27 protein-coding genes, 3 pseudogenes and 1 riboswitch are annotated in these 26876 nt (G+C 52.9%); of the genes and pseudogenes, 23 read left to right on the top strand and 7 right to left on the bottom strand.

From position 1 onward, the window contains the following. The first annotated feature begins 346 nt into the window (after window positions 1–346). Window positions 347–511, top strand: a riboswitch (yybP-ykoY riboswitch). A 29-nt stretch (window positions 512–540) separates the two neighbouring features. After that, window positions 541–1533, top strand: coding sequence for a sodium:calcium antiporter (locus tag ACIPIN_RS00790; protein ID WP_401113949.1), 993 nt, complete (start codon window positions 541–543; stop codon window positions 1531–1533). 34 nt (window positions 1534–1567) lie between these two features. On the opposite strand, the gene ACIPIN_RS00785 is transcribed toward ACIPIN_RS00790, so the two are convergent. Beyond that, complete coding sequence (locus ACIPIN_RS00785) at window positions 1568–2227, bottom strand: MliC family protein (RefSeq protein ID WP_401113947.1); 660 nt, start codon at window positions 2225–2227, stop codon at window positions 1568–1570. A gap of 66 nt (window positions 2228–2293) precedes the next feature. Here ACIPIN_RS00785 and ACIPIN_RS00780 point away from each other — a divergent pair. After that, window positions 2294–2422, top strand: a pseudogene (locus tag ACIPIN_RS00780) (hypothetical protein); the annotation flags it as partial. 208 nt (window positions 2423–2630) lie between these two features. Here ACIPIN_RS00780 and ACIPIN_RS00775 read toward each other — a convergent pair. Further along, a complete protein-coding gene (locus ACIPIN_RS00775; RefSeq protein WP_401114685.1) occupies window positions 2631–2831 on the bottom strand; it encodes a LysR substrate-binding domain-containing protein in 201 nt (66 codons plus the stop codon). Between the two features lie 755 nt (window positions 2832–3586). Here ACIPIN_RS00775 and ACIPIN_RS00770 point away from each other — a divergent pair. Continuing rightward, window positions 3587–4372, top strand: coding sequence for a CHAD domain-containing protein (locus ACIPIN_RS00770; protein WP_401113944.1), 786 nt, complete (start codon window positions 3587–3589; stop codon window positions 4370–4372). 100 nt (window positions 4373–4472) lie between these two features. Here the strand turns inward: ACIPIN_RS00770 and ACIPIN_RS00765 are convergent, their stop codons facing one another. Continuing rightward, a complete protein-coding gene (locus ACIPIN_RS00765) occupies window positions 4473–4658 on the bottom strand; it encodes a hypothetical protein (protein WP_401113942.1) in 186 nt (61 codons plus the stop codon). Between the two features lie 145 nt (window positions 4659–4803). On the opposite strand from ACIPIN_RS00765, the gene ACIPIN_RS00760 reads away from it, so the two are divergent. From ACIPIN_RS00760 to ACIPIN_RS00725, 8 genes are all read left to right on the top strand, one after another. After that, window positions 4804–5103 carry an ArsR/SmtB family transcription factor gene (locus tag ACIPIN_RS00760; RefSeq protein ID WP_401113939.1) on the top strand — a complete coding sequence of 100 codons (300 nt, stop codon included), beginning with the start codon at window positions 4804–4806 and terminating at the stop codon, window positions 5101–5103. 9 nt (window positions 5104–5112) lie between these two features. After that, a complete protein-coding gene (locus ACIPIN_RS00755; RefSeq protein ID WP_401113937.1) occupies window positions 5113–5976 on the top strand; it encodes a PhzF family phenazine biosynthesis protein in 864 nt (287 codons plus the stop codon). Further along, a complete protein-coding gene (locus ACIPIN_RS00750; protein ID WP_401113934.1) occupies window positions 5973–6932 on the top strand; it encodes an ornithine cyclodeaminase family protein in 960 nt (319 codons plus the stop codon). Before ACIPIN_RS00755 ends, ACIPIN_RS00750 begins: the two co-directional genes overlap by 4 nt. Before the next feature lie 171 nt (window positions 6933–7103). After that, window positions 7104–7448 (top strand): mercuric transporter MerT family protein, encoded by a 345-nt coding sequence (locus ACIPIN_RS00745; protein WP_401113932.1) that lies wholly within the window; start codon window positions 7104–7106, stop codon window positions 7446–7448. A 9-nt stretch (window positions 7449–7457) separates the two neighbouring features. Then, window positions 7458–7733 (top strand): mercury resistance system periplasmic binding protein MerP, encoded by a 276-nt coding sequence (merP, locus tag ACIPIN_RS00740; protein ID WP_401113929.1) that lies wholly within the window; start codon window positions 7458–7460, stop codon window positions 7731–7733. A 7-nt stretch (window positions 7734–7740) separates the two neighbouring features. After that, window positions 7741–7962 (top strand): GDCCVxC domain-containing (seleno)protein, encoded by a 222-nt coding sequence (locus tag ACIPIN_RS00735; RefSeq protein ID WP_401113927.1) that lies wholly within the window; start codon window positions 7741–7743, stop codon window positions 7960–7962. A 246-nt stretch (window positions 7963–8208) separates the two neighbouring features. Continuing rightward, window positions 8209–8823 carry a class I SAM-dependent methyltransferase gene (locus ACIPIN_RS00730; protein WP_401113921.1) on the top strand — a complete coding sequence of 205 codons (615 nt, stop codon included), beginning with the start codon at window positions 8209–8211 and terminating at the stop codon, window positions 8821–8823. Between the two features lie 373 nt (window positions 8824–9196). Continuing rightward, window positions 9197–9865 (top strand): ATPase, encoded by a 669-nt coding sequence (locus ACIPIN_RS00725; RefSeq protein ID WP_401113918.1) that lies wholly within the window; start codon window positions 9197–9199, stop codon window positions 9863–9865. A 140-nt stretch (window positions 9866–10005) separates the two neighbouring features. Here ACIPIN_RS00725 and ACIPIN_RS00720 read toward each other — a convergent pair. After that, window positions 10006–10122 (bottom strand): annotated as a pseudogene (locus tag ACIPIN_RS00720) (hypothetical protein); the annotation flags it as partial. On the opposite strand from ACIPIN_RS00720, the gene ACIPIN_RS00715 reads away from it, so the two are divergent. Beyond that, window positions 10117–10500, top strand: coding sequence for a hypothetical protein (locus ACIPIN_RS00715; protein WP_401113915.1), 384 nt, complete (start codon window positions 10117–10119; stop codon window positions 10498–10500). The pseudogene ACIPIN_RS00720 and the gene ACIPIN_RS00715 overlap by 6 nt on opposite strands. A gap of 171 nt (window positions 10501–10671) precedes the next feature. Here ACIPIN_RS00715 and ACIPIN_RS00710 read toward each other — a convergent pair whose 3' ends face one another. Next, window positions 10672–11628: a tyrosine-type recombinase/integrase gene (locus tag ACIPIN_RS00710; RefSeq protein WP_401113912.1), complete on the bottom strand. Its 957-nt coding sequence runs from the start codon at window positions 11626–11628 to the stop codon at window positions 10672–10674. A 197-nt stretch (window positions 11629–11825) separates the two neighbouring features. On the opposite strand from ACIPIN_RS00710, the gene ACIPIN_RS00705 reads away from it, so the two are divergent. From ACIPIN_RS00705 to ACIPIN_RS00675, 7 genes are all read left to right on the top strand, one after another. Next, window positions 11826–12896 carry a DNA-binding protein gene (locus tag ACIPIN_RS00705; RefSeq protein WP_401113910.1) on the top strand — a complete coding sequence of 357 codons (1071 nt, stop codon included), beginning with the start codon at window positions 11826–11828 and terminating at the stop codon, window positions 12894–12896. A gap of 3 nt (window positions 12897–12899) precedes the next feature. Then, the gene (locus tag ACIPIN_RS00700) at window positions 12900–13103 is read left to right on the top strand and encodes a hypothetical protein (protein ID WP_401113907.1); all 204 of its coding nucleotides are present in this window, start codon (window positions 12900–12902) and stop codon (window positions 13101–13103) included. Between the two features lie 741 nt (window positions 13104–13844). Beyond that, window positions 13845–14498, top strand: coding sequence for a hypothetical protein (locus tag ACIPIN_RS00695; protein WP_401113904.1), 654 nt, complete (start codon window positions 13845–13847; stop codon window positions 14496–14498). Further along, entirely contained in the window at window positions 14483–16489 is a 2007-nt protein-coding gene (locus ACIPIN_RS00690; protein WP_401113902.1) for a hypothetical protein, read from the top strand. The genes ACIPIN_RS00695 and ACIPIN_RS00690 overlap by 16 nt, the downstream gene beginning before the upstream one ends. Continuing rightward, the gene (locus ACIPIN_RS00685) at window positions 16467–17423 is read left to right on the top strand and encodes an ATP-binding protein (RefSeq protein ID WP_401113899.1); all 957 of its coding nucleotides are present in this window, start codon (window positions 16467–16469) and stop codon (window positions 17421–17423) included. The genes ACIPIN_RS00690 and ACIPIN_RS00685 overlap by 23 nt, the downstream gene beginning before the upstream one ends. Continuing rightward, window positions 17420–18742 carry a hypothetical protein gene (locus ACIPIN_RS00680; RefSeq protein WP_401113896.1) on the top strand — a complete coding sequence of 441 codons (1323 nt, stop codon included), beginning with the start codon at window positions 17420–17422 and terminating at the stop codon, window positions 18740–18742. Before ACIPIN_RS00685 ends, ACIPIN_RS00680 begins: the two co-directional genes overlap by 4 nt. A gap of 218 nt (window positions 18743–18960) precedes the next feature. Next, the gene (locus tag ACIPIN_RS00675; protein ID WP_401113894.1) at window positions 18961–19419 is read left to right on the top strand and encodes a DNA-binding protein; all 459 of its coding nucleotides are present in this window, start codon (window positions 18961–18963) and stop codon (window positions 19417–19419) included. Window positions 19420–19493: 74 nt separating this feature from the next. Here ACIPIN_RS00675 and ACIPIN_RS00670 read toward each other — a convergent pair whose 3' ends face one another. Next, the gene (locus ACIPIN_RS00670; protein WP_401113892.1) at window positions 19494–20630 is read right to left on the bottom strand and encodes a tyrosine-type recombinase/integrase; all 1137 of its coding nucleotides are present in this window, start codon (window positions 20628–20630) and stop codon (window positions 19494–19496) included. A gap of 78 nt (window positions 20631–20708) precedes the next feature. On the opposite strand from ACIPIN_RS00670, the gene ACIPIN_RS00665 reads away from it, so the two are divergent. The 4 genes and pseudogenes from ACIPIN_RS00665 (at window position 20709) to ACIPIN_RS00650 (ending at window position 25403) form a co-directional block, all read left to right on the top strand. Next, on the top strand, window positions 20709–21578 hold the full coding sequence (locus ACIPIN_RS00665) for a DNA-binding protein (protein ID WP_401113890.1): 870 nt from the start codon (window positions 20709–20711) through the stop codon (window positions 21576–21578). An 851-nt stretch (window positions 21579–22429) separates the two neighbouring features. After that, window positions 22430–22531, top strand: a pseudogene (locus ACIPIN_RS00660) (hypothetical protein); the annotation flags it as partial. 332 nt (window positions 22532–22863) lie between these two features. Beyond that, on the top strand, window positions 22864–24066 hold the full coding sequence (locus ACIPIN_RS00655) for a M20 aminoacylase family protein (protein ID WP_401113889.1): 1203 nt from the start codon (window positions 22864–22866) through the stop codon (window positions 24064–24066). Then, a complete protein-coding gene (locus tag ACIPIN_RS00650) occupies window positions 24063–25403 on the top strand; it encodes an MFS transporter (RefSeq protein ID WP_401113886.1) in 1341 nt (446 codons plus the stop codon). The genes ACIPIN_RS00655 and ACIPIN_RS00650 overlap by 4 nt, the downstream gene beginning before the upstream one ends. Window positions 25404–25713: 310 nt before the next feature. On the opposite strand, the gene ACIPIN_RS00645 is transcribed toward ACIPIN_RS00650, so the two are convergent. Further along, on the bottom strand, window positions 25714–26823 hold the full coding sequence (locus ACIPIN_RS00645) for a M14 family metallopeptidase (RefSeq protein WP_401113884.1): 1110 nt from the start codon (window positions 26821–26823) through the stop codon (window positions 25714–25716). Between the last annotated feature and the right edge of the window lie 53 nt (window positions 26824–26876).

Here is a 26876-nt window from a genome sequence, read left to right as displayed (position 1 = left end):
CTGGATTCAGGCATCGCCGGTGTGAACACACTGTTTTTTGATTACCTCCTATATAAGAATTACCACTCAAGACTGTTGGACAACCCCCAACGGATTACTTCAGGAACAAGAGTAAGAGGGATTGCTTTTGCTGTAACCCGCTCGATGGATAGTGTTCAGCGTTCATTCAGAAAATTATGCTGAAGCGCTTTTTAGATATAACATGTTACAAATATTTGTGTCGAGCGCTTAAAGTACCGCCTGCTCTAGCTATATATAAGCCTGCAACAAAATAATAAGGTCCTGAGTTTGAAGGCTCGCAACTAAGCCGTTGACGCATGTGTGCTTCATCTTTAGGATCGCCGCTCCCTTGGGGAGTAGCCGCCTTCGTTTCCGGAAGGGGTCACGTCAACATACTTGGCTCGCAAGCCATGGCGTGTGACCGGTCGTATGACTTGGCAAGACCATTGGTGAAGATACCTGTCTGTGGGTCGGACGCGGGTGTCTGAACCATTGGCTCTTGTGTCCGACCCCTCAGGTTTTCTCATGCATTCAATGCCCATGACGTTTGCGTTGCTGTTGGGCTCCGCGGTTGTCATCTATCTGGCTTGTGAATACTTCGTCAATGGCGTCGAGTGGGTCGGTCGCAAACTTGCGGTCGGGCAGCAGGCCACGGGCTCCATTCTGGCGGCCTTCGGTACGGCGTTACCCGAAAGTGTAATCACGTTCATTGCCGTTGTGTTTGGCGACACGCCAGAGCAGAAGTCCCTCGGTGTCGGTGCTGCACTTGGCGGCCCTTTGGTCCTGGCTACAATCGCCTATGCGGTGGTGGGTGTGACACTCTTGGTGTGTCGTCAGCGCTTGGCGAATACCGAGGCGATCCGCAAGGACTTCAAACGACTCAGCCGTGATCAAGGATGGTTCCTCACGATCTTTGTGGCGAAGATCGCGCTCGGTCTTGTCGTGTTCGCCTACAAACCTTGGCTGGGTGTTCTTTTCCTGGCTGCCTATGCTGCGTATTTCTGGAAGGAAATGCGTGCTGAGCAGGATGAAGAAGAGCATGAGCTTGAGCCCCTGAAACTATCGCCAGGCCAAGCGACTCCGTCGACGTCGGCTGCGGTGACTCAAACGCTTATCGCATTGGCGGTTATCTTTGCGGCTTCTCACTTCTTTGTTGGACAGCTCGATGCCCTGGGTCCAATGCTGGGTATTCACCCACAACTGCTGGCCCTGTTGCTCAGCCCAATTGCGACCGAATTACCCGAGACACTGAATGCCATCATCTGGGTTCGCCAGGGCAAGCACCGACTGGCCTTGGCCAACATCAGTGGCGCCATGATGATTCAAGCCACAGTGCCCACTGCATTCGGTTTGTTCTTCACTCCTTGGGCGCTGGACAAGTCGCTGGTTTTGGCGGGAGTCATCACTCTGCTAGGTGTGGGCATCATGTTCCTGGCTTTCCGAAAGGGCATCATCTCGCGCGGGCTGTTGGCATCGATGGTTTTGCTATACATCCTCTTTGCGGTCCTTTTGAAAGTTCTTGATCTGGCCTAGCCGAGACGACTTTACCGTACTTGCGCCAGAGCAATCAGCCGACCGGCTCGGCCGTACAACTCATTTCCCCTGAGCCTGGCTTCTGGAAAAGGATCACGTTGTCGTTTTGCCAGAAGCTGTAGTTCCCCAGGTAATCCTTGCCAGTGTATTGGGTTCCCGAATCACTCGGCACTTGGCTTAGGGTGATCGAGGTGTTCGCCCATTTCAGATACACCACACCAGGCTGCGTGCTAAAGAAGGTGGCGGCAATCAGTGCATTAAACCCTGTACAACGAAAAGCCAGGGGGCCTTCGGTGAGTCTGTCTGGATCCTTGGTTCTCACAATTGCCGAGCCTAGGCGTAGCTGGTACGCGCGCTCGGCATAACTTCGGATCGCGCACGCCTTGGGCGCAGGCTCGGAGGCACACTGATTGCGGGCCTCGATCCAGAACTGCTGGTCGATCATGACTTTGTCTGGACGCGGTACTGAATGTTCATCCGTGAGTGCCAGGCGATAAAGACGCGTCAGTTCGATATCCATCTGCGCCAGTTGCGGATCGCGACAGACAAGCTTTTCGACGGATGCCCTTGCCTTGGCGCAGTCGAAGCTGGTCTTGAAGATTGGCGAAGGGGGCGCAGCATTTGCACAGGTGCTCGTCGCCGCGCACACGCTGGCAGCGAGCAGACAGGTGAAAAAGGCCGTGACCGTTTTCATGTTGGCTTCACCCAGATCATTACGTGATGCCCGGATTGTCGTGGGGGCCTATCGATCCGTTGAACAGTCATTACGAGAGATGGTGAAGCTGCTCGTTATTTCTCTGACAACATCAAGGTAGGTATGGTTGGCATCAACGTACCGCTTCCAGTACCAGTTGCCTATCACCAAGGGCCGAAGGCATTGAAATTTGGCCCGGATGACGTCGAGTCCTGGCTGACCAAGTAATTCGTTTTGAGTACAAAAGGGCCCTTCGAGGGCCCTTTTCGTTGGATACGTTGAGGTGATATGGACTTAGGTATTGCCTCGGATATCGGGCCAATAAATGAAGATCGAATGTTGGCTTCTGGCCGATTGCTGCCTGTATCGAAGGGCTGCAATCGATCCATTTCTGCCTGAGGATTTAGTTCTTTTCCCTCCGTCGGTTCTCCCATTCACGCACAACTTGCATGAATAATTTGAGTGCCAACGGCGGATGACGATTCGCGGGGTAATGGACACGGCACCCCGGTAGTAGCGGGCTCCACTCGGGAAGCAGGTGCACCAGTCGCCCCGCGCGCACGTGCTCGGTCACGTGGTATTCCGGTATCCACGCGATACCAATTCCGGCCAGATTGGCCTACGCAAGATTTCGGTGCGCGATGGCACGATGGGGCCAGCTTTTCAGCAATGCTTCGAGTTCAGCATCGTCTATCAGCCCTACTGGATATCGTTGCAATAGCGCAGCTCTGTACTCAGCCGTTGGCATCATCGGCATTTGATTCCTCCATGGTGCGCCGATCATTCTCTTCCGTGAGCCTGTGTTCGCAGTTAAACGTCGAATTCTTTTCCGGCACTCTGCGTTCATAAGATCACCCTCTAGCGTGTTGGCGATGGAACGCTACGGGGCTTGTGTGACAGAAATAAGGCAGGCGGGCGATATCAGATTAATGGCAAATCTCTAAAGCCAAGCAGGCCTTCCAACAACGCTGGGGTTCTGTCATTTCACCCTCCTTGAGCTGAAGCAACCTGGTGTTGAATCGCGTCGAGATATTGAGATTTCAGTTGGTCGGCCAACGGGCCGAGTATCGGATTGGCCTTAAATCCCACCAGAAGCGTATCAATGATTGCAGAGACCCTTTCGGTGGCTGCGTCGACGCTCGAAGGGACAGATGGCTACGGTGCACACGCGTTGTAGTCGGCAAGTCTCCCCTGTAGGCAGCGCAGGGAGCCCTGGACGTGTTGTTTTCGTGGGTAGATCGTTGAATTTGAAGAGATGCAATCGAACCGGAAAGCACTTTTTGATCCCTGTGCAGGTGCTGGTAGGGCTCCAGGCCTCTGCTAACCTCATCGCACAACCTCTCAATGGGATCTCACTGAATGTCATTTGTGGACAAGTTCGTGGCGGAGATATTGACCCTTCAGGTCGCTGTGTATCACGCGCACGCTCGCTTGGAATCCCGTACCGACAGCGAAGCGTTGCACGATCTGAGGATAGCCGTCAGACGGATCAGGAGTTTGTTGAAGCCATTTCGGTCAATGAATGAAGTTGTAGCTCTGGGCGATGCTGCGGCAGAGGTCGGAAGGCAGACGACACCGGCCCGCGACCTGGAGGTGATGATTCAAGAGCTGGAGGAGAGAGGCTTTGTGAAGCAGGCGCAATCCAGAGCGTCTCGATTAGGCTCAAGCTACGACGAAATTGTTAAAGGCTCGTCCATCAAGAACCTGCTGATTCAACTGGATGATTGGCCGTCGCGCTTTCGCTTGGTTGAGATCAATGGCGGGTTGAAGCCTATTCAGCCTCAAATCAAGAAAACGCTTCGAAAGCAGATTGATCGATTACATGCTGCCGTGGATGACGTGCAATTCGATCGGCACGAATTGAGAATCCTGGTCAAACGAACCCGTTATCTGACCGAAGCGTTCCCCGAGTTATCTCCCTTGTCGAGGGATGCAGCTAGATCGCTAAAGGAGCTGCAATCAGCATTGGGCTCTTGGCATGACCACTATCAGTGGTGTCAAAAAGCGCTGGTCGAAACCGACCTGCGGCCGCTGGAGCAGACCTGGTTATCTTCTGCTACCTCCGCCCTTGAAAAAGCCGAGGCTCAATTGGTAGATCTGGCGCAGCAGCTGCCAAAACTATCAGGCAAAAAAAAGCTGCCTTAGATGGCAGCAAAAAAAAAGAGCCCGCGTTGTGTAGGGTGAGTATTGCTGTCGACTGGTTACAAAATGATGACGCATTTGTTGGGGCGTCCGAGATCATTCCTCAAGACGGCTGCGCTACAGGCCTGTTGATGCTGATAGGCAAGGGGTGTGGTGCATTTATGCGATCTTTCAGCTTTTCCACGAAGGCTTCGGCCTCCGCATAGTTACGAAATCTGACGCGCCACGCGTCGATCACGACAAGCCAGCCGGAGCTTGTGTCCGCTTCTTCGATACTGATCAGCACCATTGGAATCCTTTCGTGAGGTGGACGAGCCAATGTCGAGCTCGGATTAAAGTGCTCGGATTGAATGGCATGCTCGTCAGCATTGACTTACTCGGCGCGACGGTTATTATTTAGCAATTATGCGAAATGACTAAAAGGCTGGATTATGATGAGTTATCTTGTTGTGCTTAAGGCATTGGCCAGCGAGCCACGTCTTCGTGTTCTCGAATGGCTCAAAGAGCCCGTGACGCATTTCCCGCCGCAAGTGGATGGCGACTTTGAGGCTGACGGCGTCTGCGCCGATTACATCCGCGAGAAGCTCGGCGTTGCGGCTGCCACTGCTTCACGTCATCTGACGCTTCTAACTGATGCTCAGTTGCTTATTGCGACACGTAAAAAAGGCTGGGTGTTTTACCGACGTAATGAGGTAGCAATCACGCAATTCTCCCAAGACCTTAAAGAGCTGTGAAGGATCACCATGACCATTGAATTCATTCACGTTGATGTTTTCAGCTCTACTCCATACAGCGGGAACAGTCTTGCGGTCATCCCCGATGCTCGAGGCTTGAGTTCCGAGCAGATGCTACGTATTACGCAAGAACTACGACACTTCGAAGCGATTTTTCTTGAGCAGACCGAACACCCTCAGACGGTTCGCGCTCGAGTCTTTGATTTGTTCGGAGAGTTACCTTTTGCGGGTCATCCCATCATCGGGGCAGCGGCAACGCTTTTCGATTCCACAAAGAAGGCCGTGCGCCAAACCTGGCAAGTGATCTTGCCAAGCAAAACTGTCAGCGTTACCACCGAACGTACTGATCGCGGCTTCTACGGTCTGCTCGATCAGGGAGCTCCGCAATTCCTCGGTTCGGTATGTGACCGCGATGTAATCGCTCAAGCGTTTAACCTGGAACTCAGCGATTTACATGCCGACCTTCCTATGGAGGTGGTCAGTACGGGCCTGCGCTATTTGGTTGTGCCAGTTCAAGCCGACGTGCTTGAACGTGCGCGTATCGTGGCGGACATCACTGAACTGTTATTAGACGTAGGCGCGCAATTTGCGGTACTGCTCGACGAGACGGCGCTCGAAGTTCGGCACTGGAACAATGACGGGATTATGGAGGATGTCGCCACCGGCAGCGCCGCAGGAGTTATCGGTGCGTACCGTTTAAAACATGGTTTGGCTAGACCTGGTGAAATATTCACGCTTCATCAGGGGCGCTTCACTGGGCGCCCGAGTGTGCTTCGTGTGAAGCCCGAAGGCAGCAGCAGCGCAGTCACTACGGTTAAGGTCGGCGGGGACGTTGCCTTCGTTGGGCGTGGCACGCTGGAGGTGCTGCCATGAGTGTTCGCGTAATAAACGCCGATGAACTTCGGGCACTTGTGAAATTTGAGGACTTAATCGAACCTGTTTCCCGCGCCTTTCAGGAATCCAGCGCTAAGCAGGCCGAGAACGGCTTGATCGTAATGTTTCCCGCCGCTACACCAGAGTTGGGTGATGTTGTCATCAAAACCGGAACCTTACGCGGACATCGCGTGTACATCGTCAAGGTTTCACCCTGGTTTAAGGTCAACCTCGAACGGGGCCAGCCCCAAGGGGGATTTATTGGAGTCTTCGACGCAGACACGGGGCATACGCTTGCATTGCTCAATGAAGAACATTACCTCTCGGACATACGCACTGCCGCAGCGGGTGCGCTAGCTGCTCGAGCGTTCGCGCCAACCCGAATCAAAACAGCAGCCGTTCTCGGATCGGGTGTGCAGGCATATTGGCAGCCGCAAGCTCTTTATCGCGAGCGCCCATTCGAGACACTGCTGATCTGGGGACGCAACGCAGACAAAGCCAACGCTCTGAAAAACCGCCTGATTGAGAGGTTGCCCAATGTCGAAATTCGTGTGGCCAGCGACCTGGAGCAAACAGTTCGCAGCACCGATGTGCTCATCACTGCGACGCTCTCCAGGGAACCACTGGTACGAGGGGAATGGTTACGCGAAGGGCAGCACATAACAGCCGTTGGCGCAGACGATCCGACCAAGTGCGAGTTAGACGCCGTGGCATTGCAACGTGCTCGGGTCTTCGTAGATTCGATCGAGACGACGGTTTCGAACGGAGATGTTTTACGCGCCATTCAACAAGGACAATACCGTCCTGAGAGCGTAGCGGGGGAAATAGGTGAGGTGTTGGCTGGGCACAAGATTGGACGCACGAAGAGTGCAGATATCACGGTGGTAAAACTCGTTGGTATTGGTGCGCAGGATTTGGCCGCAGCCGAATATGTGCTCGAAAACCTATCCAGCTAAAGCACCAATGCTGGTATGTCCTCTGGCCGCGTTTTTTCAGTCCGGCATGGCTGCGTGCTTATGGTCGGAGTAACCCCGGCAAACCTGTCACCATTACATACTCCTTGTCTCCGTACCTAAGTACGGGATCTAGAATGATATATGGGCTATCAAATTTAAGGCGTGAATAGGATGCAACTCACCGGGAAAGGCTCGTTGATCGCCGGCGTACTAGCCGCTATCGGCGCGTCGGTGTGCTGTGTTGGCCCCCTCATATTGCTAGCACTCGGCATCGGCGGAGCATGGGTAGGAAACTTGACAGCAATGGAGCCATACCGGCCTCTATTTATAGGGTTAACGCTGCTGTTCCTTGGCCTGGCATTCCGCAAGCTCTATGTGGCGCCACAAGTCTGCGCACCGGGTACGCCGTGCGCCGATGCTCGAATAATCAAGCGTCAACGGCTCACATTCTGGATCGTTGCCACACTGTTACTCGCTCTACTTGCCGTACCGTCACTGGCTCCACTGTTTTACTAGGAGTTCCCCATGCGCAAACTACTAATGGCCATGCTGACCGCCATCCCCTTCGCGGTGCTGGCTGCGACTCCCCAGACGGTCACGCTCGATGTACAGAACATGACGTGTGAGCTGTGCCCGATCACGGTCAAAAAATCGCTGGAAAAAGTCTCTGGAGTGAGCGCGGTCAAGGTCGATTTCGACAAGAAGACAGCCACCGTCACCTATGACGCTGACCTGTCCCAGCCCGAAGCACTGACCAAGGCAACCACAAACGCGGGTTACCCCTCGACTGTCCACAAGTGAGGCGTTAATGAACACCATCGTTCTTGAGTCCGTGCTGACCTGCCCGCAATGCGGTTTTGCGAAGCTGGAAACCATGCCTACGAACGCTTGCCAGTTTTTCTACGAATGCAGCAACTGCAAGGCGCTGTTACGCCCTAATGCGGGTGACTGCTGTGTGTTCTGTTCGTTCGGCTCGGTGAAGTGTCCGCCGATCCAGCAGCAACGTGAATGCTGCCCGCCAGAGCACTGAGCGCATAGGCGCTACGCCCCTGTCCATGTTCAGCACATTACTCAGTTCGACTCTGCGAAGTCGGGCTCCCAGTAACAGCGCATCGAGCACAATCCGTAGTGAGCGGTTGGCTTCGCTATGGCTTGCAGTTCACATTCGCTGGACGTCTTGCTCGTGGTCTAGTCAAGATCAACGGTCTTTGAGGTGAAGAATTCAAGATTTGTGCGATTATGAATTACTCATTGAGCTACAAAAGAGGGCACTTTTGTGCAGTCGAAAGAGCATTGGGACAAGGTCTACTCCAGCAAGCCAACCGATGGTGTGAGCTGGTATCAGGAGCATGCGGCAAGCTCCCTGCGGCTGATCCAACAGACAGGTGTGTCTTCATCGGCGGAAATAATCGACGTAGGAGGCGGCGCCTCCACGCTGGTAGACGACCTGATTGAGCAAGGATTTACCCATCTGAGTGTCCTTGACCTGTCAGAGGCGGCTCTAGCGACCACAAAGCAGCGATTAGGCATGCATGCCAATGATGTTAAATGGATAGAAGGAGACATAACGAAGGTTCAGCTTCCTCCTCTGTCCTATGACGTCTGGCACGATAGAGCCGTTTTTCACTTCCTTACTGATGAGGCTGAGCGTGCAGCTTATGTCGAAGCCGTTTTGAAGTGTGTTAAGCCCGGCGGTTTCGTGATTGTGGCTACGTTTTCGGAAGATGGGCCGACCCAGTGCAGTGGCTTACCGGTGAGAAGGTATACCGCCGATGAGCTGCATGATGAGTTTGGAGCCCCTTTTGAACTGCTCAGGCATGAGAAGGAAGAACACCATACCCCGTTTGGAACGACTCAAAATTTCGTGTACTGCTTCTGTCGGAAAAACTGACCGAGGCGTCTAGTCTGGGCCGCAACACGAGTCTTCCTGTAGTGGTCTAATGAAACTGGATACCCATTTACCTGAGAAGCAGGCCCAATGATCAACTCTCCCCAAGTTGATTACTTGTTCCTCAGGAAGTTTGCGATGTCCCTGTTCGACTGCTTGTGGCCTCGGAGCAAGGGTTTGTCGAAGGGATAAGCTGGCGTTCAGATTAAGAGATGGTTGTGCCTGTAGCAGACCGGCGCGATCGTCAGCCCATGCCACCCGCGGCTTTCCACCATTCGTTCAGTCGATAGTTATCATCAAGAAATGCAAGTTCTGTTTTGCCGGCAAAGGAGGAGGATGGCGCTATACCGAAGCCGCTTCTGAAGGAACCTGCGCGATGAGAATTTCTACCCTGCTAACTCTTGTCGCCGTATTGACCGGCAGCGTTGCCGCCACCGTGCCGGTCTACGCGGCCGAACAGTCCTGCCATTTTCTACCGATGGCTGACAGCAGCACTGGCCTGCAGCATGCCCAATCGGTGGGTGTGCTCTATAGCGAAAACACCGTCAACACCCTCGAATACCTGGAGCAGTACCATTCGGTAGCGCTGAACGGCGCGAAGAACCCTGCGCTCGATTCGCGCATTAGCAACGCGTTCGTCAACAGCTCCGATCCGAAACTCGCGATCAACTGGCTCATGGGTTCGCTACAGAAAGAGTTCGCCTCGGTGACCGTCTACGACAACCTCGATGCGCTGGTGCAAGCCCATCCTGACGTGGTGGTGATGTTGGACACTTACAGCCGTCTGGTGTCAAAGCGCAACAATCAGGTTGAAGCGCGATTCATGGCCAAGTTCTACGACTCGAACCTGCAATACATCGGCAAGGCCGAAGGCTCGCGTGAACAACAAATGCCTTCGGTCTGGGTTCATGGCAAAGCAGCTCCGGAGATCGCCGCGCAGATCGACCAGCAAACCGAGCTCCAATTGAACGCGCTGAAGCAGTTTGATGCGTCACTGAAGGCGCTCGTTTCATCCAGCGAAGTGGCTCAGCTCGCAAACAACTGATGGCGCGGCCCCTAGGCCGCATCCGAGAAATACATGAACCGACGCCCTGCGTCGGTTTTTTGGGCTCAGCAAAAAATGGCGCATTCTTGTTGCTGGCATTGCATGTAGTACAGCGGTTGTAACGAGGGCGTGATGATTGCCTACAGACTAGGGAATGCAAACTGTGAGGCTTCGTGATTGGCACGCTTGGGCCGCCGCTGAGTGATGGCCTTGCGCTTGGTATAGAAGCGCACGCCATCCGGGCCATAAGCATGAATGATCATGAGTTTACTCAGAATATGGTAGGCCATCAGAGTGGCACAGTGGGCACCTACACAGTCGAATATGCGGCTCCCATCGTCGATCCGTACGACTGGGCGAACGATTTCGACCCTGCCGACCCTTTCGGTTCAAACGATGCAGACAAGCCTAAAACACCCAAACCGGTTGAGGACTACAAGCATCCTAAAGGCTGGTTCACCGACTCAATTTTATTGATCAACGATCCTGCTCAACCTCAGCTCACGGAAGGTCGGCTTTTGGATTACCTCAATAAAGCCCGCGGGCGCCACGTTTATGTTTTGCTGACGGATCAGGGGGTGGCAACTGTCGAGCGTGACCACCTTCAGCTTAAGCCCAAGACGGATGAATTGTAGCCTGAAGCTGATATTTGCTTCGTGGAGCAGGCTGGCCTTGGTGGGGCGTCTGCATTACTGACGCTTGGGGGGTGATGGAACGCACTAATTGCTCTATAGGATCAGAAAATCAGAGTGACGAACCGGTGTTCGTCACAGTTTTTCTTGGCGAAACACAGTTGTACCGGGTGATCATCCTAGCTGTGGGCTCTCTGCTAGCCTCCTCGCTGCTGGTGCCGATAACCCACCGAACGATACGCTTGAATCGACGTAGCGCAACGCCGACTTCATATCCTTCCAGCCCACATAGCTCATCAAGCCCTTGATGTCCCACCCATTGGCTGACGCCCAGGTCGCAAAACCTCGTCGCATTGAGTGGGTGCTGTACAGTTCTTCGGGCAGACCAGCTTCCTTGAAGATGCGGCGCAGCATCGGAATCAGGCTATGGGGTTGGATGGCCTTGTCCGACAGATTTCCCCAACGATCAAGGCGCCGAAACACGGGGCCTTTGGCGATCCCGGCAACGGTAACCCAGTTGATATAGGCCTCGACGGGGCAGAGCATCGTCAGCGCCGGCGTCTGAAAGGTTGTCCCTTCGTGCTGGCGATCACCTTTGGTGTGAGACAAGAAGAAGGTGATGCCTTCACCGCTGTAGGCTTTCGTGTTCTCTACCGTAAGCCTGGCCAGCTCATCTCCGCGGAAACCGCGCCAAAAACCGATGAGCACCATTGCTACCGAGCGGCGGTGACGGAGGAGGGTCTTGTAGTCCCCACGCTCCAGAGCGGCAGCGGCTTCTGTCTCCAGCCATTTGACTGCCTGTTCAAGATGCCTGATCAGAAGCGGAGCGGCTTGCTTCACTTGGGCGGGGTGCACGACACGGATGCCCTTGATCATTTGGCGCACGTTTGGCGTTTTGGTTGGATCTGGGAATCCCTGGGTGATATGCCATTGCGCCAGCGCGGCCAGCCGCTGCTTTAGCGTACTGATTGCATGCTTGTCAGCGTACTCGGCCAGGTAGCGAACGATGCCGTCGCCAGTCGTGGGCAGGTAGCCGCCCCAAGTCACTTCGAAGTGCTCGATCGCTGCCCGATAGCTTTTCCGGGTGTTCTCCCTGGTGCCGGCGCTGAGGTACCGGTCTGCCTTTTCCATCGTATTTTGCCTTCAAAATCGGAGCGTTTCTGCCTGCATACGCCATTGGGCGGTTTTGCGGGCACCACGGCGGGTCAAGAAGCCATAAAGTACTATTATGGGCTTCTAGCAAATCAAGATCAAACGGCGTAAAATTTCTATAGAGTGTTATGTACCTACATGACATGTAACACAGTACGAAATCGTAGGAGACCCCCATGGCCCGAGGCGGAATCAATAAAGCTGTTGTGCAAAGAGCACGTCAGGCGCTGCTGGCCAGGGGGGCCAACCCCAGCATCGACGCAGTGCGCGTAGAGCTCGGAAATACGGGCTCCAAGACAACGATTTCTCGGTACCTGAAAGAGCTTGAGCCCTCCAGTCCAGAGCCCGTGGCATCACGTAAACGTATAGGCGACACGCTCAACGGTATGGTGCAAACGCTGCTGGATCAGCTTATGGAGGAGGGCCAGGAAGTAATCTCCCAGGCGACCGCAGCTTTTGACTTGCAGCGGGCCGCGCTGGAAAACCAGATCACCGAGCTCAGATCGGAGCTGGCTACCGCTCAACGTGAGTCGGCCACCCAACAGGCCGCGATAGAGACGCTGAGCGCTGAACTTGCAACCACCCAGTCCTCGCTTCAGGCTGAGCTGACCCGCAACGCAGGCCTCAGTCAGCGCTGCACCGACGTAGAGTCTCTGGTTGCTGAAAAGGACAAGCACATTCAATCACTGGAGGAAAAGCACGTTCAGGCCCGTGGGGCGCTCGAGCACTATCGGGAAGCGGTGAAGGATCAGCGGGATCAGGATCAACGCAAGCACGAGTCTCAACTGCATGAGATGCAAGTTGAGCAGCGCAAGCTGCGGGAGACCATCGCCGTGAAACAGGACGATTTGACGCGACTGAATCGTGACAATGAACGCCTGCTCGGTGAAGCCAGGCAGCAAACCAAAGCCCTGCACACTCAGGAGGCCTTGGTTCAGTCTCTCAACACTCAAATTCAGGCACTACGCCAGGGTGAGGCCAAGTCCGCTGGGGTGGCTGAGCACCTCATGGAGCAGATCTCTGCGCTGCGCGAAGAGGTCAAGGCACTCCACCAGACCGCAGCTGTAGCCGAGCTGCGTGAGCAAGAAACCGCGGTGCTGCTGGCGGCTGTACAGAAAGAGAATGAGCAACTGCGGCAGGTTGGGATTGATGAGCCAGGCCCGGAGGAGGGTAGCGATGCCTCCTCAGGGGTAGAGGATAAGAAAGTTGCCGGGCACGCCAAGCCTTCGAAACGACCCAGGAGATGAAGCATGGATCAGATCACAGGGAATCCACGTAGCCATGATGAAGGCACATCAGATTGGAAATTCGCTCATCAGCGTCTATCCCAAATGCTCATAGAAAGGGTTGAGCCATTCGGCTCCCTTACTCCGATTATGAAGCTGGATGCCGCCGGCACCAGATATCAATGGCCGCCCGTCCCATCGGCAAACAGAAAGGCCTTAAGAGCTTGAGAGAGCATGACTCTCCGATCGGTTTGAAAGGAGCTTTTGGCGTGTGACGACCTAAAGCGCTGGAGCTAGCTCCGTAAGTAGTTATCACCTTTGTAAAGACCGTTACGTCCTTCACGCTGGCGCTAGAATCTTTGGGGTGGATTTTGCCTAGCCTATGCCATGCAATGGCCGCCACATTAGTATTTACTCATCGTTTCCAAGAAGGGGCTTGTTTTGGTTGATGCTGCGGTTGTTGAGCGCGTTCTCTGCGTGGCCTTTAGATGTCTAAAGGCCCAGTTTCCCGACGATTACTACAAGCGGTGCCTGTACGCTTCCTTTGGCGTGCACAGTCTCCTTCGAGCATTGGGGCATAGAATGGTGAAAATGAAGCCCTCCGAACTAAAATACGAAAAGTGCAAAATGAGATACGTTATTGATTTCTAAAATTATTTTTGCATTCGGTTTGAATGGTTGCGGTGGTCGAATTTTGGAGATTCGCTGTCTTGGTATCATTTTTTACCTCAGATGAAAACCACCGAAGAGATAATCCAAATCAGTGTTTTCAAATTAAATATATGGTCAATTCCAAAAAAACATAAAAAACTAACAGCACACCTTATCAAAAATGCCTCTTAGATGATCATTTCATAACGCGTCGATTTTTTTCGTCTATAGTGAGATTGGGCTATTCCTGAGGCGAAGTTATTTCGCTTAATAAGAGATCAAATAGACCCATCATTCCGTAAACTCGGGAGATGGGTTATGCCTACTAAAAAATCAAAGACGTCTTCATTTACCAATCGCGGCCAAATTTTCGGCAATGCTTGGAGTGTATTTAGTTATAAAACGAATAGCCATTATCGAATCACAAGTGATATTGAGCTGGCGCATTGGCTTTTGTTTCTTGAATTTGATCCGCGCGTTAAGACTTTCGACCTTTATCCTACTCCGCGCCTGATCCTTGATCCACGCCCTCACCAGTTACAATTGAATGCCGAGGTTGCCCTTAGAGATGGCAGTCTGGAGTGGCACAAAGTGGCTAGCTTGGATATTTTGGAGCACAACACATCCATTAATACGCTAAAGGAGTTTGCCAAACAAAACGGTGTACAGTTCTGTACATTTACTATAGAGCAAATAATTCCTCTCAAATATAAAATCATGCCCCTAATGCGGGTGGCGGCGTGCTTGTCTGCAGCAAAAAACATCGTGCTCCCGTTCAATTTATCTGAAGAGATGCACGTCTATGTTAGAACGCATCGTGAAGGCTGCTTGGGTGATATTTTAAAAACCTTCGGAAATTATGGTGGTTCTGTCACCTGCTATTTGTTTGCCAAAATGTACGCTGATGCGTTTATCACGGTTGAATTGAATCCGCATTTTTTCGCAGATGAAACAAGATGGGAATTGATATGAAAATATCAGCTCTGGATTTGGTTTTTTCTGCAAGTATATATGTCGATCCAGATCGGTTGGACTTCAATACTAGAAAGGTGTTTCTGAAGCGCTTGAAAGCAATGGAGTTAAGGGTGGCGGGATGCAGTGCGGATTTAATTTATCAACAAACTAGAATAAGCAACAGCGAGCAGACGCGGTATTACAAGCGATTTATCAGTCTTGATGAAAGTGGCTGTTATTGGGGAGATCGGGCACTGCTTCCAAGAGCGCATATAAATGGTTATCAAAGGAAGGCACCCTTCGGCGAGAAGCGTACATCACAACAGGGTTCACTATCGGGCGTATTAACGGCGACGCTCGACAAATATCCTCAAGTAAAAACCGACTTCATAGAGGCAATATGGTCTCATCATAGTGAGCACCAAGGAATGAAATTCGATCATTCCATGCTTTATGCGAAATTTCGCAAATTACTGCTTAAGGCTGGTGCTACGTTAGACGAGTGGCCATTTAATGAAAAGCGTGGTGGCCGTCGCACTATCGAAAAATTGATTAATAAAGTTCTCGAAACGGACTTTATTAGAGCATCACTGACTTTAGGTCAGAAAGGTAGAACCCATGCTCGTCTGGCTTCGGGTGAAATAGGGTTGATTGATGCCAATCTTCCCTTCGATATAGTGGAATTGGATGCCTACAAGGTTGACAAGTACTGCATTATAAACGTTGAGCCGCTCCCAGGGATTTATGTGTCGCGGTTGGTTGAAAGGTTCTGGTTACTCGCGGTTGTAGAGCGAATTTCGAAAGGCATTCTTGCATGTAGGTTTGTTTTCAGTAGTGAAGTCCGTGCTCAAGATGTCCATGACATACTGATAGATGCTTTTGTAGGTGATTGGCAGCCAATGAAAGAAATTACCGTTGAAGATTTAGCCTATGCGCCAGGCAGCGGTATGATTGGTTATATTTTGCCTGAAACTCAACGTATGTTATGGGGCGGTTTATTTCTTGACAATGCAATGGCGCACCACGCTAATAAAGTCAAAGAAAAAGTGCGCGACAGCTTGGGGTTTTCTATTAACTACGGCCAGCTTGCGCATCCCGAGCGCCGCTGGTTAGTTGAGAACACTTTTAATCAAATAGCGCACAAAATCATGCATCGGATACCGTCCACTACCGGGAGCAGTCCGACTGATGGAAGGGTGAAAAACCCTGAAGAGATGGCCGAGCGGTATGAGGTGTTTGTTGATGAGGCTCAACAGGTTTTAGACGTGTGGGTGGCGGCGTACAATATTACACCTAAATCTGGCAGCAACTTCTCTAAAAGCCCTGCAGAGCTTCTGCATGCATACATTCACAATAAAAAACAACGTTTAATATTTCCGTTGGCAGATAAAAGCACCACAAGCAAAATTCAACTCAGAAAAGATATTGAAATGCGCCGCGTGCAAGGAAATATTGCCGGAGGGGTTGCTCCTCATATTACCTTAGACAAGGCTAAGTATACAAACTCCCAACTGGCTAGATCCCCAAGTTTGATCCATACCGAATTGATGATAAAAATAAATCCTGATGATTATCGCTACGTCGAAGCAATTTTGCCGGACGGCATGTCATTGGGTACGTTGACCGTGCTCGGCTTTTGGAGAAAAAACCGACATAGCGTAATTACGCGAAAAATAATTAACAAGGCATATCTGGATCGAACCTTTGAGTTGGTTTATTTGGATGACATTGTGTTGTCTTATATCTATCACCTCACCAAAAACGCGAACAAGAAGAATAATCTAGAGTTCACTCGAATGTACTATGAACTCGCGTTTGGTCCTCAGGATCCGAGTACGTCTGCCCCGTCCAGTGATGCTAGTTCATCAGGTGAGGCATCAAGTAACAACTCTACTGGGAATGAGCCTATCGACACTGAGTTGGACGGAAAGGGCGAAAGTTTGAAGTCTTTAGGGGAGGAATTCTGGCAAGTACCTGGAGGAACTGATGATGCAACCACTAAATTTTAGCGATCACCCTGTATTCACCAAAGATTTTACGGTGATTACCCCTGCGCTTGCGGAAGCATGCAGTGTTGCCATGGACGCTGTGTTCATGCGCAGGACCGGGCTTGTATTTTATGGTTTGGCGCGCGTAGGAAAAACCCGTTGCGTGAGAATACTGAAAAATAAACTTGCTGGATTTATGCCTAGAGCGTATGTGACCCAGATCGAAGTGATAAAAAAAGATAAGTCTTACACAAGCAGTATCGCACTCCAAATAGGGTTAGCAGAAGGCTGTGAGTTTAAAACCCGTGAATTGGCAGTTCCTCGATTTGTACGTATCGTCGATGTGATCGCTTTAAAATGCGCGGAGCGTAATTGCAATCAATGGGTTTTAATACTCGATGAGTTTCAGCGGCTGAGGGTCTTTGACCTGCACCAACTCGCAGACTTGTTAAATATGCTGGAAGGTAGGGGAGTTATTATGACGTTAATATCTTTTGCCATGCCTGGCGTCTCAGACTTGCGAAAAGACGTCGCACGAGAAAAGGACGGAGCAAAGCTTATTTCTCGGTTTATGAGTGATTTTATTGAATTCCCAGGTTGTAAAAGTGAAAGCGAACTACGGGTCATCTTAGATACCTTTGATGAAACATCAGAATATCCTAAGTTTTCCGGCATCCCCTACACGCGTAGCTTAGTACCCACGGCCTATGCGTACGGCTTTCGTCTCGCTCCGTATTCAAAACTCATGTGGGATTCATTGAACGCGGAGGCCCAAGGAGCCTACAGAAAAAACCTCCCGCTTGAACATGTATTTATGACCTTACGTTACCTGCTGCGCCACTGCATTATAAATGATAGGCCATCCTTAACGCTTACTAAGGGTAATTTTGACAGTGCAGTAGCACACAGCAAGCTGGCTGAATTTACCAAATTAAATGGAGGCAAATTAGCGTGAAAGCTCCCGTTTATTTTGAACGAGGTGCCTACCCTTATGAGTCTGCGATCGGCATCCTCCTAAATATTGCGTCGATCTACGGTTCCAGCCCAGTAGAGGTCTTCAAAGCAATTTCTGGAAAGCGTCTGAAGTTTCCGGAGGATTTATTGTATGTCAACAATACCCCGGAATTACTACCAAAAAACAAGCTTCACTCTCGTGTGGAGCATTTTCCTTCGGCATTCCGGTCCGTTCGCTTTGACACAAAAAAACGTAGGATTCGATTCTGCCGAGACTGCATGCGCATCGGCTACCATTCGGTGTTCTTTTGTCTGCCGCAAGTGGAAATTTGCCTTATCCATGGAAGAGAGCTGGAGGAGCTGTGCGGCGCTTGTTACCAAAAATTTTCAAATCTGCATGCACCCATAGAGGCCTGTGATGATTGTGGATTTTATTTGGGTAAGGCGATCGAACAACTATCGTCTCGTGCGGATCACGCGCTCATTTATCGTCTTTACGACGCAGGGCTTGCCCAACAAAAATGGTTCGATTTCATCGTGACCAGGGCCCGCGATGGTGAATCTTTTTTTAGGATGTTAGATGCGACAGATAGTTACCAAGCAACGCCGTCGCTCGCAGCTCTAACCGTGCGATTTAAGCTGTTTCCCTACAGGACAAGCGAAGCCAATGCGCTGAATCGTTCGCTGCGTTGTCTGCGCTGGATGTTTCCGAGTGAGGAGGATTCAGACCTTAACTGGTTTACAGCATGTGATCGATTGGTGCAAACCCACCTCGGGTATCATGAGGAGTGTCTTCGCCTCTATGATGGATATCTTCGTTACTGGGGCGGTAAGGTCGATTCTGACGAAGTTTGCTTGATGTCTCTTGTGTACTTTTTTGTTCGTTTGCGGCTTTCCTCGCTTACCCTTCAACAAGGACACGCCAGCAAGTTGGACTCGTTATCGTTTGACTATGTTAGAGCGCTGGAAAACAGCTTTGCCGGATTTAGATTTATCCCAAGCGAACTGATTCGTGTCTATTTCTTAAAGCTACTCTTTCATATCCATTTTTATTTGCGCACTGGTTATATTGTCCGCATCGCCATGCAGCCTTGGAAGGGGGTGTTCTATGACTTGGTTGCAAGGTCTATGAAAAACAATACCATGAGTGAGACGTACTTAGGTATTGTCCCGCTATCCCAACGCAGTTGCACCGCAGCTTTGTCAGGCGATAATGGACTCATCGTTGAAGAATGCCAGTTTTCTCGCCTGGGGGATCACCACTTCATAATCAAGCAAGAATCAGCACATGGTGAAGAAGTAGTCGAGGTATTTATATAATGCATGAGCGCATTGTAGAGGGTAGGCTGATGAGGCTTTTTTGCTGTGAGCCCATAGTTAAAATGTTGATTCCTATTTTACATTGGTGAGTGCAGCGTCGTGCGTCCAGAAAGCCTTTGGTTCTAGGCTCTACGGGTAAGTCAACAATCGAACGATCATACCTTGGATCAAAGATATTGATGCAGCACACAGACTCTCAGTCAAGCTTCGGAGGTGGTATGTCCAGTGACGGCGGTATCACATTCAAGGATGTTGCAATAGCGGTGGATTCGCTGATACGACAAAATAAACCTGTGAGTATCGCTGCTATTCGAAGGTTTATAGGGCGCGGCGACCGCCAAAGAATTAAGATGCTTTGGCGGTTGTTAAACGAACCTGCAATCAACCGGTTATCAGCGGCAGAAGCTTCAGATAAGTTAATAGCGACAATATTGTCGGAGAATTTAAGAAAAAACGCAGGTGTGCCGGGCCAGCTTGTCGAGATTTTGGATGCGATTAACGAGCTTCAAGATCGAATGGACGAAACATTTAGCCGGGCTAGTCAGGTTTTATCGTTGGCTCACACGATAATAATGGTCAATGTGCATGATATTAGTGAACTTTCAGACTTGCAGCACAAGCTAAAAAAAGAAATTGCAGATCTAAAATATTTATTAGAAAACAAAGAGAGCAAGTGAGGTAACGCTTGGCCGCCGGGATGATCGAGTCCGGTAAGCGCAACAACCGTACGGAGGTATCTCCAGTCCCCCTTTTATTCAAAAGAATGGTTTGCCGGCGAGCCCTCTTTCGACTCGACTGGTGTCTCGGACTTTGGCAGTAGCTGAGTTGCTCGGCTGGCCAACAATGAACCCGCCTGGAAGTAGCCCATCACTGTGCCGACGCTGCGGTGCTCGGTCATGACCATCACCTCACCCAGCGGCACGCCTTGGCGCCCGGCCTCAGTGACAAAACCCGACCGCAAGCTGTGTGCCGCCCAATCCCCCTCCAAGCCCGCCAGCTTCGCTCGGCGCTGAACGATGCGCGCCACTTGGTCCGCCGACAGGGCCGTGGACCCGACCTTGTTTCCTTTATACAGCCGTCGAAACAGCGGCCCTTCGGTAGCCGGGGCTACGTCGAGCCAGGCGGCGAGCGCCTGCGCCGCCGGCCCGTGCAACGGCTTCTCGCGACGGACGCCACCCGTGTCGGTCTTGGTCGCGCCCAAGGCATACAGCCAGGTGTCGGCATCCAGCTGGCGCACATCCCTCACCTGCAGGCCCACCACCTCGGAACGCCGGCGGCCACCGCCACTCCAGGCCAGCAGGAGCAGGGCGCGGTCACGAACCCCGCGCACGCCGTCGGTGCAGGTGGCAAGCAGCGCCTGTAAGGGCTCGAGCACCACAGCGGTTTTTTTACGAACGGTCATGCCTTGGCGCGACTGGGCCTTGCGCGCTTCGCGCAGCAGGGTCTTCAGCGCCGCGGCCTCACATGGACTGTCCCATCCATTGAGCCGGTGCCATTTGCCCAGCACCGCCAAGCGATGGCTAACCGTGTTGAAGGCTAGCGGCCCCAGCTTGGCTTTGACCCGTGCGGCGACCAGCGCCGCGTCAATGCTTGGGGGCAGCAGTTGCGCCCAATCGCCGTCCGCCAGTGGCCGCGCCAAATGGTCGAGGACGAATTGCACCGCCACGGTGGCTGGCAGCGGGGCATCGCCCAGCGCTTGGCCGTAACGCAGTTGCAGCCAGGCCGACCAGTAGGCGAGGGCGCTGCGGTAGCTGCGCACGGTGTTGGCCGCCGTACCGGCGGCGATAAAGGCTGCCGCCGCTTCCTGCGCGTTAATGGCCAGGAAATGTGGGTCCAGCGGGGTTTCGTCGACCAGCGGCAACTGATCTGTAATATTTAGTACGTTCAACGTATTATAATTCCAGAATTCAAAAAATAACGTCGGATAACATTCGATTATCAGACCTAATATATCGGGAGGACAATCATGGCGGTAGGGGTGCCGGAAAACGAGGTGTTTGCCGCTGCTGATGCGGTACTGGGCCGCGGTGAACGGCCGACGGTCGAGCGCGTGCGCCTGGAGTTGGGTCGCGGTAGCCCGGCGCGGGTTGGCGGGCTGCTCGATCAATGGTGGACCCGCCTGGCCGAACGCCTAAATGGCGAGACCCGCCTGCCAGCATTGCCTGGAGAGGTGTCGCAGGCCTTTGTTGCTGTGTGGCAGCAGGCGATCCAGCTGGCGCAGGGTGTCGCCGAACAGGCGCTGGCGGAGCAACATCAGGTGCTGATCGCAGAACGCGAGCGGGTCGCCGAGGTTGAGGATCAGGCGCGTCGGGATGGGGCGCAGTTTCGTCAGCAGGCTGCGGAGGCCTTAGCTGGGCGCCAGTCAGCCGAGTCGCGCCTGGCCGACCTTGAGCTGCTGCTGGCGCAGCGCCAGTTGCAGATCGAGGATTTGCAACAGCAGCGCGAAAGCTTGCTGCGCGAGCGCCGTGAAGCTCAGCAGCACAGCCAGACATTACAGCAGGATCTGCAAGCGCTGCGGCTCAAGGCCGAGCAGGAGCGCGTCACTCAGGAGAGCTACGTCCGCGGAGTCGAAGATCGTGCGCACCGAGAGGTCGACCGCGCGCGGGAGGAGGGCAAGGCGATGTCAATCCAGCTCAAAGAGGCCGGTCGGCACGTGGAGCAGTTGCAACGGCGGCTGGAGTCGATCCAAATCGAGCTCAGTCAAACCCAACAACGTGCCGCGGCACAGCAGGCCCGTGCTGAAACCCTGGAGCAACAACTGACGCAGGTGCGTAAGGCTCCCGGCTCCAAACGTAAGCCGAGCACCAGAAAACCCATGCCGAAGAGCGATCCCTGACAGATTATGGTGCCACGATTAACTCCGCGTGATGAGAACCATCCTATACAGAGCAAAAGCTGTCCAGCGCTTCCCCCGTACAGACTCCAAGGCGTCCACGGGCACAACCCACCATCCAGCCCTACCTTGGGTAGAGATGCCTACGTCTATGAAAGAAATAATTAAGCATGACGACCTCAGCTACAAAGCCATGCAACTGACCATCTTGACCGCATGCAGAACAAACGAGGTTCTCGGAGCTACTTGGGACGAGTTCGATTTGGAGAAAAGGGTCTGGAAAATACCCCCCATCGGATAAAGGTTGCGAAAGAGCGTCGCGTGCCATTGAGTAAAGACGCCCTAGTTCTACTCAATGGCTTAGTCCGACTCAGTGGTAATGCCCACGTATTTCCGGGGCTCGGGAAGGCAAGCATCTGTCCAACATGTCGATGCTAATGGGGCTTCGCCGCATGGGCCGCACCGATTTAACCATGCACGGCTTTCGCTCCACGTTTCGCGATTGGGCGGCGGAATAGACTCAATACCCAAGAGAGGTCTGTGAGCTGGCCTTGGCACATGTGCGGCAAGACAAGGTGGAGGCGGCCTATTTTCGCGGGGATTTGATTGAGAAGCGTCAAGCAATGATGTCGGAGTGGGCCGTATTCGTGACTCAATCTTCCGGTGAATAAATCGTTTCATACCTCCTCTCATGCATCGAAAAGATGCATGAGAGGAGGATTTTTTTTGCCCAAGAATTATTAAATTTAGTTTCTACAAGTCCCTGAAATTGAAAGCAGTCTGGGGACCGGCGGACTTCTAACTCAGGATCTGGCTCATCGCGTCAATCGGGATTCGGCCAAGGTCGGATAGTCGGTGTACTGTTCGATCGGCACTATGCGGATCAGGCGCAAACCTATATCCAGGGCGGCTACCTGCCGCAGCACTTCGAAGAGTCGAAAGTGGCGACCAATTGATAGTAGTTCGCAGAATGCCGGAGGTCTGTCTTGCTGAATAATCACCTCCGTGCATGCCTATCGCGACTGGTTATCAAGCATCTAGGGGCTGTACAGCGAAGTTTTTTAACGTTGAGCGGCGATTTCTCGTAGGTGCCTGTCTGGTGATTCTGGTTATGCCGATTGCTCTGTGTGTTGCCTATTTTGGTTATCGCAATAATTTTTTTTCAGTGTCCAGTGTGTACATGGCCGGATAGCATCCTGCAATGCTTAATGCCAGCACGGCTGTGCGACATCTGGGATATCCCAACGCGTTGCCAGTTATTCCTGTAAATACTCCCTGGACTCCCGTTATGGATAATCGCAGCCCCAACCAGACTTATGTCATTCCTGAAATCCAGAAGACGCAAGATGAGTTCATTCGCATCCGTCGGCAGATCCATGCACACCCTGAACTGGGCTTTGAAGAGGTCGAAACCAGCCGGTTGGTTGCCGCCAATTTAAAAGAATGGGGATACGAAGTGCATGAGGGGATGGGTGGAACCGGGGTGGTTGGACGCCTCAAACTCGGCGATAGCCCAAAGAGCATTGGTCTTCGCGCCGATATGGACGCCTTGCCGATAGAGGAGGCCACAGGGCTTTCCTATGCCAGCAAATTTGTTGGGAAAATGCACGCCTGCGGCCATGATGGTCACACTGCTATCCTCCTGGCGGCGGCACATTATCTGGCCAAAACGCGCCGGTTCTCTGGCACGCTGAACCTGATCTTTCAGCCGGCCGAAGAAGGTCAGGGCGGGGCGTTGCGAATGATGGCAGATGGCTTGTTCGAGCGCTTTCCATGCGATGGCATCTACGCTTTACACAATACGCCAGGATTGCCGGTGGGTATGTTCGCTGTGCTGCCAGGCGCAGTAGCGGCGTCTTCCGATACTGTCACTATCACCCTCAAGGGCAAGGGCGCACATGGTGCTAAGCCTCACTTCGGTCATGATCCAATAGTGGCGGCTGCTAGTCTGGTGATGGCGCTTCAGACTATCGTATCGCGCAACGTACCCGCGAGTGAGGCGGCGGTTGTTACCGTAGGCGCCATTCATGCCGGTAATGCCCACAATGTGATTCCCGAACAGGCCACGCTGCTGCTGACGGTGCGGGCAATGGATCACGCTGTTCGCGCACTACTTGAGCGGCGGATTCGCGAGTTGAGCGAGTCGCATGCGCTTAGTTTCGGGGTGACCGCCGAAATCGAATACAACTATGTCACTAGCGTGCTGGTGAATACCGAGAAAGAAACAGCGATTGCGCGTGCAGTCATCCTCGCCCAAGTGGGCGAGAAGAACATCTTCACCCCCCCTAGGAACATGCAAAACATGGGAGGGGAAGACTTTTCCTGGATGCTGGAAAAAGTACCGGGTTGTTACGTAGCTCTCGGTAACGGTGTAGGCGAATTTGGCGGTTGCATGAACCACAACCCGGGTTATGACTTTAACGATGAAGCCTTGCCAGTTGGAGCTAGTTACTGGGCCAACTTGGTAGAGCACTACTTGAAAAAAGATTGATCTATATTCAAACCATTGCTGAGTGCGCGAGCAAAATGAACGACACAATTATAATAAATTCAGCGTCTACCCCGGCGACAACACCTACCGCCAGCGCAGGGAAGCAGCGGCGACTGATCATCGCCACCTCACTGGGTAACGGGCTAGAGATATTCGATTTTACCATCTACAGTTTTTTCGCATTGCTGATCGGCAAGCTGTTTTTTCCGGCGGAAGGCGAGTACACATCCCTGATGATGTCGTTAGCTACCTTTGGTGTAGGCTTTATCACCCGTCCTATCGGTGCAATATTGATTGGCAACTATGCGGATCGGCATGGACGTAAGGCTGCACTGACCTTGACCATTATATTGATGACTTTGGGTACCGCGTTGATCGGCCTGGCCCCAACCTATGCGCAGATCGGCATTGCGGCCCCCTTGATAATTCTTGCCGGGCGGATGGTTCAAGGTTTTTCAGCGGGAGGTGAAGTGGGCGCCGCCACTACGCTGCTGATGGAGTCCGGCAGCAATCATGGGCGTGGTTATCGGGTCAGCTTTCAGTTGGCCAGCCAAGGCATTGCCGCCTTGATTGGTGCACTCTTTGCTACTCTCCTGTCCACTAAATTATCGCCAGCTTCGCTGGAAAGCTGGGGTTGGCGTGTTCCGTTTTTACTGGGTTTGTCGATCGGCCCAGTTGGCCTGTTTATTCGTCGTCATTTAGAAGAGACCCATACCCAGGAAGAGTGTCAGCATAGTGCCTTCCGAGATCTGATCTTAGGGCACTGGAAGCGTGTACTGCTGGGTATCGGCATGATGATCGGCGGTACTTCAACCATGTACATTATGGTGTTCTACATGCCGTCCTACATGATCAAGACCTTGGGCCTGTCAGCACAGACATCATTCCTTTCGTCTTGTTTGTCGGGTGCAATCATGTTCGTATTCGCGCCTCTCGGCGGCATTCTTGCCGACCGCATGCGCTTGCGTAAACCGCTGTTAATGTTCCTCTCGATCCTGCTTCTAGTGATCATCTATCCGGCATTTCTGTTGTTTCAGGAACACCCATCGTTGCCGGTCATTTTAGTTGTCGTCGGGGTGGTGGTGATGCTCAAATCGTTGATTGCTCCCGCCGGTACGTTGCTCCTGCTCGAGGGCTTCCCCCGTGCTATCAGGGTCAGTGGCCTGGCTGTTGTGTATAGTCTGGGTGTGACGTTTTTTGGTGGCTTTGCTCAACTCACCGTTACTTGGTTAATCAGTGTCACGGGGAATCCAATGGCCCCCGCTTGGTATCTGACAAGTTGCCTTGTCATCAGTATTATTGCTCTACAGGCCTTCCGTGAGCAGCCTCAGGATTAAATGCTGCAAGAGCGTCGCCAAGTAATGCCGAGTGTGTAAAAGCGCTTCAGCGAACCCTGCTGTGATTTCTGAGCGATTTCATCGCTCGGTTCGCTTATGGCTGCCCGAAAGTCGCGACGATTGCGTCACTGATACAAGTCCGGTGGGTGCGCGTAGTCTCAATGGCCACTGGCATCGTTGAGTCTTGTATCTGCCGTCATTTGGCTGGCCTGATTGAGAACGTCCTGTAGGTTCGCCCCGTATTGGCGCGTTACAGCTCCCCGTTCATCACGACCGCATTACCTACGACAACCAACCTGAAGAACACCTTTCAACCTGGAACTGACTCCTTCAGTTCTCGCTTGCCAAGCATCCCCTCAACCGTTTGCCAACAGACTTCGCGGGCCTGTTCCAGCACGCTGCGTTTCCATTCCGGGGTTTGTATGTAAAAGGCTTCGCATATCTGCTGCTTGATCTGCGCGTGAAGCTCCTGGCCAGCTTGGGGGGTGCGCTGCAGCCATTGTTCGGCGCGAAGTGCATTGAGTACTTGGGCGCCGGGTTGGGTGCCGTACTCCAGGGTCAGGCCGTTGTATTGCGCCTGCGGACATTCCTCCATCACGGCCATGTCCAGGGTGCCGTTGAGCTGTGTCGAGGTGGAGCTGCCATCGAAAGTGCTGGTAACCCGGGGGCCCCACCAAGCGCGTGCGCGTGCCTGATCCTGAGTGTTGTCGCGGCCTTTGTAGATCCTCTCGCCGAACCCCAGGGGGCCGAGGCCGGTGTGTACGTCGATCCAGCCGATGCGTTGGCACTGTTGCCCATGCTGGCGCAGGATGGCGCGTATCTGACGATTGCTCCAGGTCGGCTCGGTGCCGCTGAAGAACAGCCCGTCCGGATGGCTGTGCTGGCCGCTGGAGATGGCCGACTGCAGCGCCTTGCGCCCTTTGCGGGCGACAAACAGCATCAATTGTATCGTACTGGCGAGGCTGCCCGGCCAGCGCGCGGGCACCAGCAGCTCGGCGATGGCTCTGTACCCCGGGTTGTCCGGCAGCGGCTGGTCGAAATCCAGGAAGTTGCGGTTCAGATCTACGTTTTCGTGGGTCACCCTGCGTAGCCAGGAAAACCCGTACGGGTTCAGGGCATGTACATACAGCACGGCCAGGTCTGGCTGATTGATCAGTGTGGCCCAAGTGTCATCGTTCAATAGATCGACCTGAACGGCCGAGCCGCAGAACCCTTCGATCCCATGACAACCACTGCTGATCACCACCAGGTTGCGCGCGTTGGCCGCGCCCACTCTGCAGACGTCGATGGCCAAGGTTTCCTGGTCACGGCCCTTGAGGGGGTGGGTATAGGATTCCGCCGCCAGATTGCGGCGGGCGCAACTTTCGAGGAATTGTTGGCGAGCCTGTGCGTAGCTTTCGGAAAAGACTGAAAGGTTCATGGAATGTTCCTGATGAGTAATAGGCTGCCGCCGATCGACGGTAAAACCTGGAC

This window comes from Pseudomonas sp. NPDC087697 (assembly GCF_044743155.1).
Taxonomy (GTDB): Bacteria; Pseudomonadota; Gammaproteobacteria; order Pseudomonadales; family Pseudomonadaceae; genus Aquipseudomonas.
Note: the sequence above shows the minus strand (reverse complement) of the source record. Positions and strands in the feature narration are given on the sequence as shown.